At 37.0% G+C, this 14,587-nt stretch carries 13 protein-coding genes; 6 read left to right on the forward strand and 7 right to left on the reverse strand.

Translation table 11 applies throughout. From position 1 onward, the window contains the following. The first annotated feature begins 10 nt into the window (after positions 1-10). A complete protein-coding gene (locus tag MKX78_RS07950) occupies positions 11-571 on the forward strand; it encodes a competence protein ComK (RefSeq protein ID WP_095369861.1) in 561 nt (186 codons plus the stop codon). A 6-nt stretch (positions 572-577) separates the two neighbouring features. Here the strand turns inward: MKX78_RS07950 and MKX78_RS07955 are convergent, their stop codons facing one another. Beyond that, the gene (locus MKX78_RS07955; RefSeq protein ID WP_095369860.1) at positions 578-955 is read right to left on the reverse strand and encodes a hypothetical protein; all 378 of its coding nucleotides are present in this window, start codon (positions 953-955) and stop codon (positions 578-580) included. A 212-nt stretch (positions 956-1,167) separates the two neighbouring features. On the opposite strand from MKX78_RS07955, the gene MKX78_RS07960 reads away from it, so the two are divergent. The 5 genes from MKX78_RS07960 to addA all read left to right on the forward strand — a co-directional run bounded on the left by MKX78_RS07960 (position 1,168) and on the right by addA (position 12,485). Next, positions 1,168-3,141, forward strand: a complete 1,974-nt coding sequence (locus MKX78_RS07960; RefSeq protein ID WP_341050423.1) for a S9 family peptidase — start codon at positions 1,168-1,170, stop codon at positions 3,139-3,141. A gap of 288 nt (positions 3,142-3,429) precedes the next feature. Further along, on the forward strand, positions 3,430-4,377 hold the full coding sequence (locus tag MKX78_RS07965; RefSeq protein WP_095369858.1) for an LCP family protein: 948 nt from the start codon (positions 3,430-3,432) through the stop codon (positions 4,375-4,377). A gap of 45 nt (positions 4,378-4,422) precedes the next feature. Continuing rightward, a complete protein-coding gene (locus MKX78_RS07970) occupies positions 4,423-5,034 on the forward strand; it encodes a TVP38/TMEM64 family protein (RefSeq protein WP_341050425.1) in 612 nt (203 codons plus the stop codon). A 226-nt stretch (positions 5,035-5,260) separates the two neighbouring features. Beyond that, positions 5,261-8,755, forward strand: a complete 3,495-nt coding sequence (gene addB, locus MKX78_RS07975) for a helicase-exonuclease AddAB subunit AddB (protein ID WP_095369856.1) — start codon at positions 5,261-5,263, stop codon at positions 8,753-8,755. Then, on the forward strand, positions 8,748-12,485 hold the full coding sequence (gene addA, locus MKX78_RS07980; RefSeq protein WP_341050427.1) for a helicase-exonuclease AddAB subunit AddA: 3,738 nt from the start codon (positions 8,748-8,750) through the stop codon (positions 12,483-12,485). The genes addB and addA overlap by 8 nt, the downstream gene beginning before the upstream one ends. 33 nt (positions 12,486-12,518) lie before the next feature. Here addA and MKX78_RS07985 read toward each other — a convergent pair whose 3' ends face one another. From MKX78_RS07985 to MKX78_RS08010, 6 genes are read right to left on the reverse strand one after another with little or no spacing between them, the layout of a single operon-like run. After that, a complete protein-coding gene (locus MKX78_RS07985) occupies positions 12,519-12,737 on the reverse strand; it encodes a spore germination protein (RefSeq protein ID WP_095369854.1) in 219 nt (72 codons plus the stop codon). Positions 12,738-12,749: 12 nt separating this feature from the next. After that, a complete protein-coding gene (locus tag MKX78_RS07990; protein ID WP_095369853.1) occupies positions 12,750-13,124 on the reverse strand; it encodes a spore germination protein GerPE in 375 nt (124 codons plus the stop codon). 4 nt (positions 13,125-13,128) lie between these two features. After that, complete coding sequence (locus MKX78_RS07995) at positions 13,129-13,305, reverse strand: spore gernimation protein GerPD (RefSeq protein ID WP_095369852.1); 177 nt, start codon at positions 13,303-13,305, stop codon at positions 13,129-13,131. Then, complete coding sequence (gene gerPC / locus MKX78_RS08000; protein WP_341050430.1) at positions 13,302-13,907, reverse strand: spore germination protein GerPC; 606 nt, start codon at positions 13,905-13,907, stop codon at positions 13,302-13,304. Before gerPC ends, MKX78_RS07995 begins: the two co-directional genes overlap by 4 nt. Positions 13,908-13,934: 27 nt before the next feature. Further along, positions 13,935-14,168, reverse strand: coding sequence for a spore germination protein GerPB (locus MKX78_RS08005; RefSeq protein WP_095369850.1), 234 nt, complete (start codon positions 14,166-14,168; stop codon positions 13,935-13,937). A gap of 17 nt (positions 14,169-14,185) precedes the next feature. Further along, a complete protein-coding gene (locus MKX78_RS08010) occupies positions 14,186-14,407 on the reverse strand; it encodes a spore germination protein (protein ID WP_095369849.1) in 222 nt (73 codons plus the stop codon). Positions 14,408-14,587: the final 180 nt, after the last annotated feature.

A 14,587-nucleotide genomic window follows, 5' to 3' on the forward strand; every position in this document is an offset into this window, starting at 1 on the left:
GTACCGTTTTATGGCTGAGAAGGAAACGATGATTGAAGAGTATGAAATTAATACAGAAACAATGATGATTTTGCCTATTGAATATGGTAGTAAGATTTATTCTCATATTTATGAAATCGAAGGTGAAGCGGTTTCGCCTTTTAAACCGCTTGAAATTATTAAGAAAAGTTGTCGCTTTTTTGGTGCTAGCTATGAAGGTAGAAAAGAGGGGACAAGACAACTGACAGGTATTACACATAAAGCACCTATTACGATTGATCCCACTAATCTCATTTATTTTTTTCCCACAGCTTCTGCTACAAACCCCAACTGTATATGGATATCTAATGAGCATGTGCTCCATTATCGTCCGCATGAGGGAGGACAAACAGAAGTAACTTTTAGAAATAGGCGTACGCATATTATCCCTGTTTCACATAACATATTTCAAAATCAAATTCTAAGAACCGTTCTGTTAAAAGATACGTTATCGAGCAGAATTGAAGAAACGGAACGAAAATCGCTTTACTTTCTAAAAAGGAAAAAAGCTGAGAAAGTTTCAGAAAACATTAACTTCCTTCGCAGATTATGATGGATATTATTGGCTAATTTGCGATGAAGTATAACGTTTGAATAAATAAAACTCCAGTAATTCATGGACTTTATTTCGTATACGAGGGTTAAAATAATTATGCTGCTCTTCATATCCTTTATAAAGAAACATGAACATTGTAAATGCTTCATCGCGCTTAATTTCTTGTACACTCAACTTTTCTTTATTCATATAGTGCTTCACGCTTCTTAATTCCTTCTGAATTACCCTCATTGTTTCATCAACTAAATTCACATAAGGTTGCTTCAACTTAAACGGACTTGCATCAATCACTTTTAAATCCCTATTAAGTATCGTAAGCACCATTGGCAAATAAATCGCTTGTTCCATAATATTCCGGTCTCGCTCAGGAATTCTTGTCATCGTAAATACTTCTCCTTTTTTGGTATAGAACATTTGTTCTTATTATATTCTACTCTCATTAAAATATTCATGCAACTGTATCCATTTTTTGTTATTTGATTTTTAGCTTGAAAGAGAGGTATGAATTACTCACAATAAAAGTGGGTAAATAAAGGGGAATATTCCTTACGTCACGAATAAAAGTGAGAAGAACCTATAGAGGAGTGAAGAGGATGAATGCAAAAAAACGAATCAAGCCGGAGGATCAATATCAACTGAAGTCGGTAACTGATCCACAATTAAGTAAGAATGGCTATGATTGTATTTATATAGAAACGACCATGTGTGAAGAAGAAAATACATATAGCTCTCATTTGTTTTACATAAATACCAATCAACCTGCAGAAACGCAACAATTAACATACGGAAAAGGGAGAAACTTGGCACCAAGATGGTCACCAGATGGGTCACAAATCGCATTTGTTTCTAATCGTAATAATGAGGTGAATCAAATATTTATGTTATCAATGAATGGAGGCGAAGCAAAACAGCTGACAAATGAACCGAATGGTGCGACCAACCCTATATGGTCACCGGATGGTAAAAGAATCGCTTTTCAATCAACTGTAGAGAAAGAGAACCTTCCAGAAAAAAACAAGGATAAACCAGAGCCGGTTGAAATAGAAAGGATGAAATATAAGTCTGACGCCAAAGGTTTATGGTCTGGTGATTATCAACATATTGGCGTAATTGATATTGCTTCAGGAGAGCGTGAATGGCTTACAACAGGAGAGCAGGATTATTATCTCCAATGCTGGTCTCCGGACAATCAATCCATCGCATTATTAGCCGATTTGGCAACAGATAAAGATCATTCCTTCAATAATGATGTTTACATATTAGATGTTGAAAGTAAGCAGATGGAGAATATGACAAAAGGAGTTGCCAGCTTCTCTCATGTATCATGGTCCCCTGATGGCAAATGTTTAGGGCTAATTGGGTCGAAGTCGACTTATAAGAATGCTTCTTTGTCCAAGATATGGACATTAGATGTATTCTCAGGAGAATTGACTTGTTTAACAGAAGAATGGGATGTACAAGTCGGTGATTATGTTGTTGCTGACTTCCATCAGTCTGCAAATGCTTCACAGATTTTATGGGCTGAGGATAGCTCGAGCTTCTATTTTCTAGCATCTGACCATGGCAATACAGTACTGTATTTTGGCACAGTTGAAGGAGCGATGTATCCCGCATTATTAGAAGAAAGGCATCATATTTATGGTGTTTCTACAGGGGGCACGATAGATAAAGCGATAGTAGCGATTAGCACACCTATTAATCCAGGAGATTTATACTTGTTGAACGTGACTAGTGGGGAAAAAACAAGACTGACAAATATTAATCAAGCGTTCTTTGAGGAGACGGCTGTTGCTGATGCAGAGGTCCTTCAATATCAATCGATAGATGGCTGGGAATTACAAGGTTGGTTAATAAAGCCGATAAATCACGAGACAAGAGAGAAGTATCCTCTTATTGTAGAGATTCATGGTGGTCCACACACGATGTATGCCAATACATATGTCCATGAGTTTCAAGTGTTAGCCGCAGAGGGCTATGCGGTGTTATATACAAATCCACGGGGCAGTCATGGATATGGACAAGCTTTTGTAGATGCTGTTAGAGGAGATTATGGTGGCAAAGATTATGAAGATATCATGACTGCTGTCGATTATGTTCTCGAATATGATGAGGGAATTGATCGTGAGAGGTTAGGGGTAACAGGCGGTAGCTACGGTGGATTTATGACAAATTGGATTGTAGGACATACAAATCGTTTTAAGGCAGCTGTTACCCAGCGCTCCATATCTAACTGGATTAGCTTTTATGGTGTAAGTGATATCGGCTATTATTTCACTGACTGGCAAATAAAAGGCCAGTTAAATGATATAGAAAAATTATGGAAACATTCACCATTAGCATTTGTGGAACAAGTAGACACCCCACTATTAATTTTACATAGTGAAAATGATTTAAGATGCCCGATTGAACAAGCAGAGCAATTTTACATTGCATTAAAACACCATAACAAACAAGCGAAGTTTATTCGTTTTCCACAAGCTAATCATGAACTCTCTAGAAGTGGTCACCCAAACTTAAGAATGAAGAGACTTCATTATATAAAAAATTGGTTTAATCAATATATTTAAAGATGCTTACCCCGGAAGTGTGATCACTTTCGGGGTATTTGGTAATATTTCGTAAGTGAAACTTTTTTCATGCTGTATCAGTCATATATAAAGGGACGGAAATATCTTTAAAAAGATGTAAAGATAATGAAGAAATGATTTAGAAAAAAGGCTGTAACGTGTATAATTCTAGTATATCTTTTAAAAGAGTTACTGTTCTGTTTATTCCAAAAGTAACAGTATCGGGATAATCTGATATAATTTACAAAAAGAAAGAAAAGAATAATAGGATGAAAGGATACATCTAAAATGAGATCTGAAAGACATCAAGGAAAGAAGAAAAAGCGGAAATTTGGCAAAATAATAAGAAATTTATTTATCATATTCTTGCTTGTTGTTGTTGCAGTAGTAGGATATTCTTACTACCAATTTAAACAAGGTCTACAAACTTCTAAAGCAGATAATGATTCAAGTGTACCAGAGCAAGTATACGAATTTAATGGTGAAAAAGATCAATACGGTGGAACGAATATTTTACTCTTAGGTAGTGACTCAAGAGGAGAAGAAAATGCACGTGCAGATACAATTATGGTTGCACATTATCAACCTGATTCAGGCACTTATAAAATGATTTCTTTTATGCGCGATATGTATGTCGATATTCCAGGACATGGTCAAAATCGTATTAATGCTGCACTTGCTTATGGAGGTCCAGAATTATTAAGGCAAACGATTAAAGAGAACTTTAACATCGACTCGCAATATTATGCAATTCTTGATTTTGAGGGGTTTGAAAAGGTCATTGATGTGGCTTTTCCAAACGGTGTAGAAATCAATGTGGAGAAAGAGATGTCTCAGAAAATCGGTGTAACATTAAAACCGGGATTACAGAAATTGGATGGCGAACACCTATTAGGATATGTCAGATTCAGAAATGACGCGGTTGGCGATTTCGGTCGAGTTGAAAGACAACAAAACGCGATTAAAGCAGTAATGAATCAATTTACTAGTTTAAATACGATAGCTAAACTACCTAAACTAGTAGGAGTTGTTACACCTTACGTCAATACCAATATGAAAACAAGTGACATCTTATATATGGGAAAAGATGTTTTAATGAATGGAAGCCCGCAAGTAGAGTCATTAAGAATTCCAGCAGATGGCACTTACCAAAATGTTAGAATCAGTGGAATGGCTGTTTTACAGGTTGATTTAGAAGCAAACAAACAAGAGTTACAGCAATTTTTAACTAACTAAAAGAAGAATATCTATGTTTTTTCGAGCGAGAGAAGGAGAGTATGGATGGATTTAGAGAGTATCAGACAGTGGCTTACACTAGAAAATATATTAGCTCTAATTGGAGAATATCGTTCATTTGGCCCTCTTCCAGGAATTCTACTACCTTTAATAGAGGCATTTTTACCTTTTCTCCCGCTTTTTTTATTCGTGATGGCTAATGCGAATGCGTTCGGATTATGGGGCGGATTTTTTTATTCTTGGATTGGCTCAGTTGCAGGAGCTTTGCTCGTTTTTTTTATCATTAGAAAATATGGCCAAGCGCGATTCTTAAGTGTAATTAAAAACCATGATAAAGTAAAAAAATTAATGGCATGGGTTGAAAAGCATGGTTTTGCACCGTTATTTTTATTACTATGCTTCCCTTTTACACCATCTGCTATTGTAAATATTGTGGCTGGCTTATCGAGAATAAGTATTGCCCAATACGCATTGGCAGTCATAGCAGGAAAAATGGTGATGATTTTTACAATGAGTTTTGTCGGGCATGATATTGCCTCACTGATTACAAAACCGACGAGAACGGCCATCGTCATCCTCATCATTGCTATTCTTTGGTATGTAGGTAAAAGAATAGAAATTAAATTAAATACAAGTGTAGAAAAAACGAAAAAATAGATAGTTTAGAGGAAAGCCCGGCAGACGTTTGCTGGGCTTTTTAAATTTTTGAATAAGAACAGAAAAAGAATAGAGCACATGCATCTATCCTGCAACAATGTTAAGCACCAAGCGGAATTCCCTGTATTTACTTTAAACACAAAAAGGAGAAAAGTGTGAGAGATGTGCTAAAATAGGAACAAAGATTCTATAGGTCGATTCACATTGAAAGTGAAGGTGAAAATACATGACAGTAAAGATGTTAATTGGTCGGTCTCAGACAGGAAAAACCGAGAAGATGGTCAGTGAGATAAAGCAACTTATGAAAGAAAATCCTGAAGGCTCACCAATTATTTATATTGTTCCAGAACAGATGACGTTTCAATCTGAATATAAATTAGCTAGTTCTAAAGGTTTAGGAGGAATGATTAGAACACAAGTTTTTTCTATCACGAGATTAGCATGGCGAGTTCTGCAAGAGACTGGTGGAATAAGCCGTTATCATTTAAGTAGTATTGGTACAAACATGCTCATTCGCAAGATTATTGAGGAACAGAAGGATGAGCTGAAAATTTTTCAAAATGCAGCTGATAAAAATGGCTTTATCCAGCAGATGGAAAGCATGTTAACAGAGTTTAAACGCTATTGTGTGAACCCTACTGAATTACAAATGCGAATAGCGCAATTACAACAGAATGATCATGAGAAAAAAGTGTTAGCAGAGAAACTGCATGATTTAGAATTGATTTATTCGAAGTTTGAAGCCGGTATATTGGATAAATACTTAGACTCGGAAGACTATTTGCAATTACTTGCTGAAAAAGCAAATGAATCGGTTTATTTGCAAAAGGCAACAGTTTATATCGACGGTTTTCATAGTTTTACACCACAGGAATACCGCGTTATTGAAGCACTTATCCGTCATTGTCCAAATATGACAATTGCCCTAACGTTAGATCAGCCGTTTGATAACGAACCACCAGATGCCCTCCATTTATTTAGGCAAACAGGTGAGACATATCAAACAATTCTAGAGATAGCTAAGCAACAAAAACATCAAGTCGAATATGAGTTACTTTCTCAAGTTCCGACAAACAAGCATGAATCATTGAGACATTTTGAAGCCAATTTTGAAGTGCGTCCGACTATCCCATTTAGTGGGGAGGCACGGGTCATGATTGCCCATGCAATGAATCGCAGAGCAGAAATTGAGGGGATTGCCCGGAAGGTTCGTGCCCTTGTTCGTGATGAAGGGTTAAGGTATAAAGATATAACCGTACTTATGAGAAACGGTCATGAATATCATGATTTAATTACAACCGTGTTTAATGATTATGAGATTCCTTTATTTATTGATAGAAAGAAGTCCATGTTACATCATCCTGTTGTCGAATTTATTCGTTCCAGTTTAGAGGTGTTAATGAGTAACTGGCGATATGAACCTGTTTTCCGTACGATAAAAACTGAAATGATTTTTCCACTTAACTATTCGTCTTCATTATTACGTGAGAAGATGGACCGGTTAGAAAATTATGTTTTATCTTATGGCATACAAGGTAGTAAATGGACAAAGAAAGAGCGCTGGAAATATCGGAGAATTCGTGGCCTTGAGATGACAAATACAGGGCAAACAGATGCAGAAAGAGACATAGAAGAAGAAGTCAACCAATTAAGAGATATCGTAGCTGCACCACTATTGAGACTTTCAAGGCGAATGAAGAAAGCGGAAACAGGCAGGGAATACGCAGAAGCCCTTTATTTATATTTAGAAGAAACAGATATCCCAGCCAAAATAGAAAAACTGCAAATAGAGACGGAAGAAAGAGGAGAGCTTGTTAGATCTCGAGAGCATAACCAAGCATGGAATGCAGTTGTTGAGCTATTGGATGAATATGTAGAAATGCTTGGTAGTGAGCAGATGACGACAGAGCGCTTTGCGACAATATTAGATGCAGGTATTGAAGCACTACAATTTAGTATTGTACCACCTGCAATGGACCAGGTAATTGCTGCTGATATGGAAAGGTCACGAGTGGCTGATATGAAAGCTGCCTTTATTATTGGTTTAAATGAAGGGGTTCTACCAGCAAAGTTTCCAGAAGAAGGTGTATTAGCAGATGATGATCGCGAGCAGTTATTGTCACTAGGAATGAAAGTAGCTCCTTCAACGAAAACGAGATTGTTAGATGAAGAGTTTTTGGCGTATAAGGCATTTGTCACACCGTCAGATTATTTATTTGTTAGCTATCCAATGGCAAACGAAGAAGGTAAGGCACTCATTCCCTCTCCATTTATAAAGAGAATACAAGATCAATTTGTACAAATAAAAGAAGAGTATTTGATGTCAGATCCAGCAGAACTAAATGAAGAAGGACAAATAGACTATATCAGTCATATTAATACAGCATTAACGTTTTTAACATCGCAATTACAATTACAGAAACGCAATTATGCCATTTATGACATGTGGTGGGATACGTATAATATTTATTTACAGAAATCAGGCTGGCAAGATATCACAAACAAGGTTTTAGCAAGTTTACATTATGAGAATAGGACAGAACAACTAGATGAAGAGATTAGTAAAGCATTGTATGGTGAAACGATTCGTGCAAGTGTATCAAGAATGGAACTTTTTCATAGCTGTCCGTTCTCACATTATGCCCAATATGGTTTGCGTTTGAGAGAACGGCAAGTCTTTCGATTAGAAGCACCTGATATTGGTGAATTATTTCATGCCGCCCTAAAATATATAACCGAAACGGTTATGCATAAGGACTTGCAATGGTCAGATATGACAAGGGAACAATGCGAATTACTTGCAAAAGAAGCCGTTGAACTACTTGCACCTAAATTACAGCATGAAATCCTCCTAAGCTCTAATCGATACTTCTATATTAAGCGAAAACTGGAGCAAATCATTAGCCGTGCATCCTTTATTATGGGAGAACATGCAAAAGCCAGTGGATTCACACCCGTCGGTTTAGAGATGAGCTTTGGACCTTCTGGTGATTGGCCATCTCTATCTTTTCCATTGAAAAATGGCAGTATGATGGAACTAGTGGGACGCATTGATCGTGTTGATCAAGCGAAAGGTGAGAAGACAGGATCGTATTTACGCATTATTGATTATAAGTCAAGTGAGAAAGACGTGAATATTAACGAGGTATATTACGGATTATCGTTACAAATGTTAACCTATTTGGATATTGTCATTGCCCATTCAGAGGAACTCATCGGTATGAAAGCTGATCCAGCGGGTGTTCTGTATTTTCATGTTCATAATCCAATGATTAACTCAAGCAAAATGCTTGGTTTAGACGAGATAGAAAAAGAGATCTTGAAAAAGTTCAAAATGAAGGGATTATTATTAGGAGAAGAAAATGTTGTACGTTTAATGGACAAGTCTTTAACAACAGGCGATTCGCCGATTATTTCTGCTGGCTTTAATAAAGATGGGTCGCTATCAAAGCGATCCAAGGTTGCTGATAAAGCGGAATTTAATTATTTGCGACAATTCGTGAGAAATAAATATATTAAAACGGGTAACCAAATGACTGGTGGTCAAGTGGAGATATCACCATATAAATTGAAAGAACGGACGCCATGTACATTTTGTTCTTTTAAATCCATCTGTCAATTTGATGAGTCATTAGAAACGAATACATTTAGATTATTAGATGAAAAACCGAGAGATGAAGTGCTAACTCGAATAAGAGAGGAGGCAGAAAAGGATGCCTAAATCTATCATTCCACCAAAGCCTGAGAATCTTACTTGGACAGATGATCAATGGAAAGCGATCCATGCGACAAATCAAGATATTCTCGTAGCGGCAGCAGCAGGATCGGGGAAAACCGCTGTACTAGTTGAAAGAATCATTACCAAAATATTAAACACTGACAATCCCATGAATGTCGATGAGCTCCTTGTTGTCACATTTACTAATGCTTCAGCAGCAGAAATGCGTCATAGAATAGGAGAAGCGCTAGAGAAGGCAATTCAAGCGGACCCACATTCCTATCATTTACGTAAACAATTAACTTTGCTCAATAAAGCATCCATCTCAACGTTGCATTCTTTCTGCTTAGAGGTAATAAAGAAATATTATTATTTAATCAATATAGACCCAGGATTTAGAATTGCAGATGAAACAGAGGCTCAATTATTACGAGATGAAGTTTTAGATGATTTATTTGAAGAAGCTTATGGTAAAGAAGATAACGAAGCATTTTACCACTTAGTGGATACGTTCACAAACGATCGCAGTGATGTGGCGCTTCAAGATATGATTAGACAAATCTATGATTTTGCTCGAGCAAATCCGTCAATGGATGATTATTTGGACAAGATGATTGAGATGTACAATGTGACTCCTACTGCAAATATGGGCGATATTCCATTTGTCGGTTATCTCCTCTCAGATGTTCGCCTGCAATTACAAGGTGTGAGAAGTTTATTAACCCACGCACTTGAGTTAACAAAGCAACCTGGGGGACCAGCGCCAAGAGCGGACAACTTTGTAGCAGATATCCAACTAGTCGATATCTTAATACAGGCGGCTGAGCAATCTTGGGAGACATTGTATGAGGCAATGCAGTCTTATAAATTTAAAACTTTAAAGGCTTGTAAAGGGGAAGAGTTTGAGCCAGAACTAATAGAAGAGTCGAAAAAAGTGCGAGATCAAGCGAAGGGTGTCTTGAAGAAACTGAAAGAAGAGCTTTTTAGCAGGAAAGCAGAATCTTTTCTAAAAGATATGTTAGAAATGAAGCCACATATTGCAGGATTAGCACAATTAGTAAAAGCATTTGCAGAGAGGTTTGCAGCAGTTAAAACAGAAAAAGGACTAGTAGACTTCGCTGATTTAGAGCATTATTGTTTGGATATTCTTGGGGTTGTTGATCAATTTAATCAATTCATTCCTACAGACGCTGCCCTTGCCTATAAAAAACAATTTAAAGAAGTGCTTGTCGATGAATACCAAGATACGAATATGGTACAAGAGGCGATTCTTCAACTAGTCACAAATGATAATGAGTTAAACGGAAACCTCTTTATGGTTGGAGATGTAAAACAATCGATTTATCGTTTCCGTTTAGCAGAACCGAACTTATTTTTAAACAAATATAATCGGTTCACGACTGACGGTGAATCAACAGGTTTACGCATTGATCTGGCGCGGAATTTCCGCAGTAGAAAAGAAGTCCTACATGGCACCAATTTTATCTTTAAGCAAATTATGGGGGAAAATGTAGGGGAGATTGTTTATGATGAAGCAGCTGAACTTGTTCCTGGAGCTGCTTATCCTGAAGAAGTGAAGCACCCCATTGAGTTATCGATGATTGATCTTGAAGATGAAGATCATACGGAACAACCTGATTCGTTTGAGGAGGAAGAGCTCGCGCAATCACAATTAGAAGCAAGACTCATAGCAAAGAAAATTAAAGAATTAATGGCTAGCCATAAACAAGTGTATAATGCAAAGCTTAAGCAAGAGCAACCGATGAAGTATCGAGATGTTGTGATTTTATTGCGTTCAATGACATGGGCACCACAAATGATAGAGGAATTAAAACAGCAAGGTATTCCTGTTTATGCTGATCTTTCACAGGGCTATTTTGATGCTACCGAAGTTTCCATTATGATGTCACTCTTAAAAGTGATAGATAATCCATATCAAGATATTCCATTAGCCGCTGTATTACGTTCACCAATTGTTGGTCTAACAGAGAATCAATTAGCGACCATAAGAGTTCCTCATCAAACTGGTGCTTATTATGAAGCAGTTCAACAATTTTGTTCTGAAGTTCAAACAGGAGCTAAGGTTGCCATTTATGACAAGCTAAAGCCGTTTTTATTGCAGTTAGAAAATTGGCGACAAAAAGCCAGACAAGGTGCTTTATCTGATTTGATTTGGCAATTATATAGAGAAACACGATTTTATGATTTTGCAGGTGGGATGCCTGGTGGAAAACAACGCCAAGCTAATTTGCGCGCCTTATATGATCGGGCAAGACAATATGAAGCTACATCATTTAGAGGATTGTTTAGATTTTTGCGCTTTATTGAAAGAATGAGAGAAAGAGGAGACGATTTAGGGGCTGCCCGTGCCTTAGGAGAACAGGAAGATGTAGTACGTATCATGACTATTCATAAAAGTAAAGGGTTAGAGTTTCCTTTTGTCTTTATGCCAGGGCTAGCACGAAACTTTAATACGATGGATTTGAAGAAGTCTTTCTTGCTAGATAAGGATCTGGGGTTAGCATATAAATATGTGAATGCAAATAAACGGATTTCTCTTGCTTCGTTACCGCAGCTTGCCTTCAAACGTAAGAAAAAAATGGAGATGCTTGCTGAAGAAATGCGAGTGCTTTATGTTGCTTTGACAAGAGCGAAGGAAAAGCTTTTCTTGATTGCTTCACCGAAAAATATGGCTAAGAAGTTGAAGGATTGGCAAAGGGTGTCGAGGAAGTCAGACTGGCTACTTGATGATTTTACTCGTGCTCAAAGTACAAGCTATTTAGACTGGATCGCACCTGCTATCATCCGACATCAAGATAGCGCAACTTTAGATACTAGTTTGAGTCCGGTAGTAGCAGCAATTCATAACCATCCATCTAGTTGGGAAGTTCAAATTGTTGCAAAAGAAGAAGCGAAGGCGGTTATTGATGAAAATCAAAATGAATCTGACCTTCTCTTAGAAAAAGTACAGCAGGGAGAAAGAGTCGATAAAAAATCTCGTTATTATGAAACGATTAAGCATCGTCTGGAATGGTCATATCCTTATCAATCAGCAATGAAATCAAGATCGAAACAGTCAGTTTCTGAAATAAAAAGGCAAAAAGAAATCTTTTCTCAAGAGGAAAGTGGGCAAGAATTAGTTAAAGGGTTTAAAAAGCCAATTTTAAATCGACCGTTATTCATGCAAGAAAAGTCCATTACACCTGCTGAAAGAGGAACGGCCTTGCATACAGTGATGCAACACTTAGACTTACATGATCCAACAGATGAAAAGCATATAACGGAAAAAGTAGAACATCTAGTGAGAAAAGAGCTGTTAACAGCTGAGCAAGCTACGGTCATTGACCCAGCTTTGATTGTTGACTTCCTTGAAAGTGAGCTAGCTGAGCGTATGAGAAAAGCAATAACTTTGCAAAGAGAAGTACCGTTTAACCTTGCTTTGCCAGCTAGTGAAGTTTACTCCCATTGGGATCAAGCAGAAGATACGGTATTAGTACAAGGAATAATTGACTGTTTGTTTGAGGATCATAAGGGCCTTGTTATCGTGGATTACAAATCAGATCGCATTACCGATCGTTTTAGAGGCGGAATGGATGAGGCAGCGCCAATTTTAATTGATAGATACCGAGTTCAAATTGATTTATACACGAAAGCGGTCGAACAGATAACAAAAAGGAAAGTCGCACAAAAGTACCTTTATTTCTTTGATGGCGGTTATTTTTTGGAAATATAAAAAGAGGGCAGTTGCCCTCTTTTTAGTGTATTCTTATAAGTTGCCTACAGTTGGCTGATCCAATAGGTTTGCATCTAATACATTACTTGCACTGAGCCCGTTGTTTGTCATTATAAATCCACCAGTGTTCAAAGTTCCAGAGCCAGTAGTGGATTTAGAGTTACTTTTTGGTGATATATAAAGTGAATCGCCGAATTGAACAATACCACCTGAAACATTGATTATCTGGACAGGGCCGATAATTGCCGGCATAATAAACACCCTTTATTCTTCGTTTTTCACAAATTGTCTAAAATGTTTCACACGAGATTCCATACTAATATCTTTCGTATTGCCAATATGAAGGACTGAGCTTGATGAAACGCCTAAAATATCTATATTCTTAACTTTAATAATGGGTTTATGTTGAATATAGTGAGTTTGGATATTTTCAGTTATTTTCGGAATAATTAATTCTTCTCTATAGAGGTCATAGGCGTTGTAATTACCTTCTTTACCATAAAAGATTTCAGCGTCTCGCTGCAGTGCCAATGCCCTGGAATAACCTTGGATATAAGAAGTATCGCCGATTTCGAAAATGGAGGAGAAGCCAAATGTGTCCACCTTAATCTGGTCTACAACTGATGTTCTTTTAAACATGTAATTACTCCGGTGTTAGTGGTACAAAGGGACCGATAATTAGTGATTCAGGTGGTGTATCAAAGGTAGAGGCAAGCTGTATCGTTTCCGCATCACCGACAAGAAATATGGATGAACTTGACACACCAATTATCCGCACATCTCCCACACATAACTCGCGGTTATATACTTGGAAATTCATTCTTTTTTCATCTCCTTCATATTCTCCGGTAAATGACTAAGGAAGGCATAGACACCATTTCGTATTTCCGTTTTTAATGTTTCAATCACTTTTGTTTTCTCTTCCTGGCTGTCTAGATTACGATTAGACTGCTGTTTCAAATAGTAGTCTACACGACTAGAAAGCTGCTTTTTAATATCCTCTTTAATAAATTCTACATAGGAGCTATCCTTTGGCATTTTTAAGTTTGCTTCTGCTTCTTCAACAATTTGTGGGAGCTCCCCTTCTATAAAAGTTAATAATGCCGTTTCTATTTCCATATTTCTTTTAAACAAATTTTTGGGAGAATAAGGTGTTTGTAATTCTTTTTGATCGACAGAGAAATCATCAATATCTTGCAAATCTGATGGATTTAAGCCAATGTTTAATGTCCCTTCCAATGTCTCTACTTTTAACTGGTCAAATTTATATTCGATCCGGTCGATATGAATAGGCTGACGATCATTTTGTGCCATTTCTTCCTTCATTTTTTTCATTGAAGATTCAAGCTTTTGAATTCGCTGTTCTTGCATTTGTACATAAGCTTGTAATTGTTGAAAATACGTGTAAAGATCTTGACTCATCCTAAAATCGCCGCCTTTCCAATCTTATTATGGTTTCGATGGAGCAGTTAAGGGAACGAGTGGTGTCCCTACTGTTGTTCCTGGGGCAATTGGCGTTTCTTCATATTCTGGTGCAGGTTCGGTAAACCCTCCCGTATTATACAAGTGGGAGGATGGTTTAATAATACCTGCACTGCCAATTTGAAATACGGAAGAGTTTGAGACCCCGCCGATTTTAATTAGCTGAATAGAAATAGATTGTTGAATATAATAATTATTCATCGCTCATCACCTTAAAGTTATGCATTAAAGTAGTTACCTTGGTCAACGCTATCGTTATCATATGTGTTGGTTGTGCTATTGTAGTTAACAACATCTAATCCATCCCCTGTATTAAAAGAACCGGCTCCAGAAAACGTTTTGGCATTAGAGAGGGGCATTACCTTATAAATATCACCAATGTTAAAGACGGAACTACTTCCTATAGAAATTACTTGAACAGCTCCAACAATTGCTGGCATATAAACACCCTTTGCATACACTGAAGTTTTGAAAACGGGCGAATGCCCTAATTATCTATTTATCATTATCCTATGTGCCTAGTGTAATAGTGTGAAGAAACTTTATGATTAAGGGTGAAAAATATAGATGTCAGACTGTTGAAATGCTAAAATAATTATAATCAGAAAATTTTAATTATT

The sequence above is a fragment of the Cytobacillus sp. FSL R5-0569 genome, from assembly GCF_038007265.1.
In the GTDB taxonomy this organism is placed as follows: Bacteria; Bacillota; Bacilli; order Bacillales; family Cytobacillaceae; genus Cytobacillus; species Cytobacillus kochii.

What these genes read in the sequence shown, in the direction of transcription:
- MKX78_RS07950 (WP_095369861.1), top strand. Translation starts at nt 11, where the DNA reads ATGGCTGAGAAGGAAACGATGATTGAAGAGTATGAAATTAATACAGAA.
- MKX78_RS07955 (WP_095369860.1), bottom strand. Translation starts at nt 955, where the DNA reads ATGACAAGAATTCCTGAGCGAGACCGGAATATTATGGAACAAGCGATT.
- MKX78_RS07960 (WP_341050423.1), top strand. Translation starts at nt 1,168, where the DNA reads ATGAATGCAAAAAAACGAATCAAGCCGGAGGATCAATATCAACTGAAG.
- MKX78_RS07965 (WP_095369858.1), top strand. Translation starts at nt 3,430, where the DNA reads ATGAGATCTGAAAGACATCAAGGAAAGAAGAAAAAGCGGAAATTTGGC.
- MKX78_RS07970 (WP_341050425.1), top strand. Translation starts at nt 4,423, where the DNA reads ATGGATTTAGAGAGTATCAGACAGTGGCTTACACTAGAAAATATATTA.
- addB (WP_095369856.1), top strand. Translation starts at nt 5,261, where the DNA reads ATGACAGTAAAGATGTTAATTGGTCGGTCTCAGACAGGAAAAACCGAG.
- addA (WP_341050427.1), top strand. Translation starts at nt 8,748, where the DNA reads ATGCCTAAATCTATCATTCCACCAAAGCCTGAGAATCTTACTTGGACA.
- MKX78_RS07985 (WP_095369854.1), bottom strand. Translation starts at nt 12,737, where the DNA reads ATGCCGGCAATTATCGGCCCTGTCCAGATAATCAATGTTTCAGGTGGT.
- MKX78_RS07990 (WP_095369853.1), bottom strand. Translation starts at nt 13,124, where the DNA reads ATGTTTAAAAGAACATCAGTTGTAGACCAGATTAAGGTGGACACATTT.
- MKX78_RS07995 (WP_095369852.1), bottom strand. Translation starts at nt 13,305, where the DNA reads ATGAATTTCCAAGTATATAACCGCGAGTTATGTGTGGGAGATGTGCGG.
- gerPC (WP_341050430.1), bottom strand. Translation starts at nt 13,907, where the DNA reads ATGAGTCAAGATCTTTACACGTATTTTCAACAATTACAAGCTTATGTA.
- MKX78_RS08005 (WP_095369850.1), bottom strand. Translation starts at nt 14,168, where the DNA reads ATGAATAATTATTATATTCAACAATCTATTTCTATTCAGCTAATTAAA.
- MKX78_RS08010 (WP_095369849.1), bottom strand. Translation starts at nt 14,407, where the DNA reads ATGCCAGCAATTGTTGGAGCTGTTCAAGTAATTTCTATAGGAAGTAGT.